3 protein-coding genes are annotated in these 3,331 nt (G+C 73.2%); 1 reads left to right on the top strand and 2 read right to left on the bottom strand.

What is annotated here, in order from left to right:
* Positions 1–179 precede the first annotated feature (179 nt).
* Positions 180–1,136 (top strand): exodeoxyribonuclease III, encoded by a 957-nt coding sequence (locus GX015_RS11680; protein WP_291345332.1) that lies wholly within the window; start codon positions 180–182, stop codon positions 1,134–1,136.
* Between the two features lie 14 nt (positions 1,137–1,150).
* Here the strand turns inward: GX015_RS11680 and GX015_RS11675 are convergent, their stop codons facing one another.
* Positions 1,151–2,038: an N-acetylmuramoyl-L-alanine amidase gene (locus GX015_RS11675; RefSeq protein ID WP_291345331.1), complete on the bottom strand. Its 888-nt coding sequence runs from the start codon at positions 2,036–2,038 to the stop codon at positions 1,151–1,153.
* Between the two features lie 54 nt (positions 2,039–2,092).
* Positions 2,093–3,331: DUF6541 family protein (locus tag GX015_RS11670; protein ID WP_291345330.1), on the bottom strand; the 1,239-nt coding region annotated here is incomplete at its 5' end.

Here is a 3,331-nt window from a genome sequence, read left to right as displayed (position 1 = left end):
TCATGGCCGTCGCCGCGATGCTCGTGTGGGCCCCGGCGGCGTGGCTGCGCGCCCGTTCGCTGCGCTCGGGCGCCGATCGCGACAAGACCGTCCTGCAGGCCGCTTCCTAGGCGAGGCCCCGGGGACGGGCGCGCGGGCCGTCGTCAAGCGGATCCGGGCGGGGAAGTAGGCTGCCGGGCATGCCGCTCACCATCGCAACCCTCAACGTCAACGGCATCCGCGCCGCCGTGAAGAAGCGCCACGAAGAGAATCTGGGCATGCTGCCCTGGCTGGAGGAAACCTCCGCCGACGTGGTGCTGCTGCAGGAGGTCCGCTCCACCGACGACCAGGCCCGCGCGGCGCTGGCGCCGGCGCTCGAGGCCGGCTGGCACTGGGTCGGCGCCGACAATGAGCTGGCCAAGGGCCGGGCCGGGGTGGGCATCCTGTCTCGGGCGGAGCTTGACGACGTCCAGGTGGGATTCGGTTCCGACGAGTTCGACCGCATGGGCCGCTACGTGTCCGGCGTTCTGCGGGCGGCGGATTCCGGCATCGCCGAGGACGTGCGCGTGGCCAGCCTGTACCTGCCGTCCGGGTCGGCGAAGACGGAGAAGCAGGACGAGAAGTACCGGTTCCTCGACGCGTTTTCCGGCCATCTCGCCGAGCTGGGCGCCGCCGGCCGCGAGGGCGCGCACGCCGTCATCGGCGGCGACTGGAACATCTGCCACCGCGAGCAGGACCTGAAGAACTGGCGCACCAACCGCACGAAGTCCGGGTTCCTGCCGCAGGAGCGGGCGTGGATGGACTCGGTGTTCGGCACCTTCCCGGACGACGCCCCGCAGGACACCCGCCTCAAGGCGTCGGCCCGTGAGCTGGCGGCCGGCGCGTTCACCGACGGTTCCGCCTGGACTCCGCCGGAGGTCAACGCCGACCCCGACTGGTTCGACGTCACCCGCCGCCTGCACCCCGACGCCGACGGCCCGTGGTCCTGGTGGACCTACCGCGGCCAGGCGTTCGACACCGACGCGGGATGGCGCATCGACTACCAGGCGGCGACGAAGCCGATGCTCGAGCGCGCCGTGACGTCGGTGGTGGAAAAGCCGTCGGCGTACGACCGCCGCTGGACCGACCACGCGCCGGTGGTCGTCGAGTACAAGTAGTCGAATACCGGCCCTCACCCGCGGGCGGCGAGCGCGGCCTCGATGCCGGCGACGACGGCGTCGGCCATGCGGGCGCGGCCGTCCTCGGACCGCAGGACGGCGATGTCGGCGGAGTCGGTCATGTTGCCGAACTCCACCAGCGCCTTCGGCTTTTCCGACAGGTTCAGGCCGGTGAGGTCGGAGCGCAGGTCGATTCCGTCGGCGCCCAGGTAGTTCGAGGGCGCGAAGCCGGCGGCGACGAATCCGTCGCGGATGGCCTCGGCCAGCTGCAGCGACCCGGGGGCGTCGTTTGCGGGCAGCGGGTCGGCGATGGCGATGACGTGGAAGCCCCGGTTGCCCTCGCCCGCGCCGTCGGCGTGGAGGCTGACCACCAGGTCGACCGCCGAGGCGTTTTCCTTCCGGGCGCGTTCGTCAATGCAGTCGGCGGTGCCGGAGTCGTCGGGGCGGCTCATGGTCACCGTCGCGCCGCGAGCCTCGAGTCGCTCGCGGATCGCCTCGGCGATGAGCCAGTTGAACGTGTGCTCCGGCCAACCGTCGGCCGCCGCGGTGCCGGTGACCTGGCACGGCTTCGTGCCGCCGCGGCCGTCGGTGATCTGCGGGTTGTCGGCGGGCATCACGGCAGCGTGCCCCGGGTCGAGGTGGATCGTCGCCCCCGCCAGCGTCGCACCGTCCGGGTTCGGCTTCGGATCCTGGGCGGGGGAGGGGGCCGGGCCCGGATCGCTCGGCGACGGTCGGGCGGCGGAACGATTGCTTGACGACGCCACCGCCGCCTCCGATTCGGCCCCGCCTCCGGAGGCCGCCGAGCCGCCGTCGATGGTGCAGGCCGACGCGAGCAGCGCGCACGAGGCCACGATGAGGGCGGGGACGATGCGGGCGCGGGGTCGGCGGTGCGGGGCAATCACGCCCCGATCATATGGCGGGGCCCGGATGAGGGGCGGCGGATCGGAGTCGGCGGATCAGTGCTGGCGCAGCATCGCGGCGATGCCGTCTGCGATGCCCTGCCCGAAACGCTCGCGCCATTCGCGGGTGGACAGTGCCTTGCGCTCGTTCGGGTTCTCGATGTTGCCGGCCGAGGCGATGATCTCCGGGGCTCCCGTCGTCGGCGGCACCCGGAACGCGGGGGCCAGGCCGTCGGCGACGTACCCGCGGCGGCCGTCCTCGTCGTAACGGCTGTCGGCCGAGAAGCGGTGGAACACCAGCGAGTCGCGGACGCCGCCCGCCAGATCCGCGGTGCGCCGGGATTCGAAGCCCGAGGTGCCGGGGTACAGGCCGGTGACCCGGACGCCGGAGTGGCCGACGCCCTCGGCGTCGACGCCCACGTTGACCACCGCGTCAAACCCGGCGCCGGTTCCCGCGCCGGCCTCGTCGAGAAGCACCGGCGTCGCGCCTCGGCGGCGCAGTTCGGCGGCCACGGCATCGGCGAGCTTCGCCGACGTCTCGCGGCCGACCTTCGTGGACTTCCCGTCCGACGACGGATCCCCGGCGAGCCGGAAATCCTCGCCGAGATCGCCGGTGACGTCGCCGGAACCCGACCGCACGCCGATGACCGCGCCCGCCAACGGCCGCGACTGGTCGGTGGGAGCCGCGATGATCGGCTGCCGGTGCGGCGTGCGCGCGGGATCGGGGCGCGGCGGCGGGTGCGGCGAATCGGCGAGGATCCGCTCCACCTGGCCCCGCGGGTGCATCGCGTCGACGGCGAAGATCGCGACGGGGCCGTCCCGGTACACCTGGGTCAGCCCCGGTGACGAGAACGCCCATGACTTCGACGCCAGGGCGGCCCCGCCCGCGCCGCTCGCCGACGGGGGAGACACGTAGAGGTACCGCACCCCCAGCTTCCGCAGGGCCACGTCCACCTCGTTGACGGCGCGGGGATCGCCCGGCACGCCGGAGCCGGCCAGATCGACGTCGTTCAACGCCTTCGCGCTCAAGTCCGAATCCGCGTCGGGCCAATGGAAGTGCATGAACAACGACGGCAGGCCATGCAGCGCGTACATCCAGCCGGAGCCCTCCGACGGGTTGACCAGGACATTGCCCTCCCGGGAGTCGGGCTGCTCCGCGAGCCACTCCATCGCCCGCCGATCGGGGCCGGACACGTACGTCGAGCCGCGGCTGGCCAGGACCGACGTGCGGGCGTCGTCGCCCGTCGCCCACGCGACCGGGACCAGCGCCACCGCCGCGACCGCCGCGGCCAGGAT

Origin of the sequence: Corynebacterium sp. (genome assembly GCF_012837295.1) — a bacterium.
In the GTDB taxonomy this organism is placed as follows: domain Bacteria; phylum Actinomycetota; class Actinomycetes; order Mycobacteriales; family Mycobacteriaceae; genus Corynebacterium.
Note: the sequence above shows the minus strand (reverse complement) of the source record. Positions and strands in the feature narration are given on the sequence as shown.